Source organism: Bacillus sp. SH5-2 (assembly GCF_008368905.1).
Taxonomy (GTDB): Bacteria; Bacillota; Bacilli; order Bacillales; family Bacillaceae_G; genus Bacillus_A; species Bacillus_A luti.
In genome coordinates this window covers 1-1,251 of the sequence record NZ_QOSD01000048.1, presented here as the reverse complement: position 1 = coordinate 1,251, position 1,251 = coordinate 1, and the positions used below count along the sequence as shown (strand labels likewise).

At 36.1% G+C, this 1,251-nt stretch carries 1 protein-coding gene; it reads right to left on the bottom strand.

What is annotated here, in order from left to right; genetic code table 11:
- Nucleotides 1-37: 37 nt before the first annotated feature.
- Nucleotides 38-1,251, bottom strand: a protein-coding gene (locus DN410_RS27655) for an IS3 family transposase (protein ID WP_149178843.1) whose coding sequence is annotated in 2 segments (ribosomal slippage) — nt 38-999 and nt 999-1,251 — 1,215 coding nt annotated over the 2 segments. Because the reading frame shifts where the segments join, the coding sequence is not laid out codon by codon here. This gene is flagged as partial in the annotation.

The following is a 1,251-nucleotide window of genomic DNA, read 5'->3' as shown; positions in this document are numbered from 1 at the left end:
TAATCTGTACCCTTTGTAAAGGACATTTTGAAAAAAGTTAGGCAACATCAAGAAGATGATTTCTGTATCCAACAGGAGTCATCTTTTTTAAATTCCATTGATATCTATAGTGATTATAGTACGTCATATATTTCTTAATCTCTTGTTTCAACTCATTAAAGGACACGCAAGGTTTTATATGAGCTTCATCTTTCAGATGACCAAAAAACGATTCTTGTGGGGCGTTATCCCAACAGTTTCCTCTTCTTGACATGGATTGTCCAAGGTTTAGCTTTTTGACTAGCTTTTGATAGGTAGGGCTTGTGTAGTGGGCTCCTTGATCTGAATGAATATAAGCACCTTCAGTCAATCGAATCCGCGGATTCCTTTTTAGTTTATGGAGAGTTGTTGTTACGAGCTCTAATGTCATCTGTTCTGAAACATGGTAAGCTAAAATTTCATTAGTTGAGCCGTCTAAAATTGTAGATAAATAAGCCCTTTGATTCTTACCGTAAACTAAATAGGTGATATCTGTAAGAAGTGTTTTCCCTGGGGTATTTTGTTTAAATTCCCGATTTAATTGATTCGGTACTATTCGATGTTCTTTTGTAGCTTTAAGCATTCTTTTATAAGGATTCGCTTTGCGAACCGGACAGACAATCTCGTATTTCTTCATAATTCTACGGATACGCTTTAAATTGTAGACAACTTGAAACTGACCCGCCAATGTCATCTTTATCTGACGAGCCCCCTTCTTTCTATTTCTAAATCGAAGTGCTTTTAATATGGTTTCCTTCAAGATTTCATCTCGATTACTCTTTTGTTTCCGTTGTTCTTGAGATGAAACTGAAAAGTAATTATAGTATCCCGAACGGGATACACCAGCTACTTTGCACAAATGACTGACCATATGCCTTAAGTTGTATTTCATGATGACAGAACGAATTAAGATGAATTTCTGACTAGGTGGTAGTGTTATTTCCTTTTCATCCTCCCTTCCATAAGTTTGATTTTTTTTAGTAATTCGTTTTCCGCCTTTAGTAAGTTTCGTTCGGCTTCTAAACGGGCATACTTTTCTTCTAACGTAAGCTCTCTCTCAAGAGTTCTTCCAGCGTTTTCGATACGTGTATCCCTTAAACCCAATACACCATTTTTTCTATAAGCAGCACGCCATCTACTTCCCGATGACATAACTCGTTTCATTCCAATTATATCTATATCAAAACCACATTCTTCAAAAATATTTCGAGGTAGCTTTCCTTTTTCATTTTC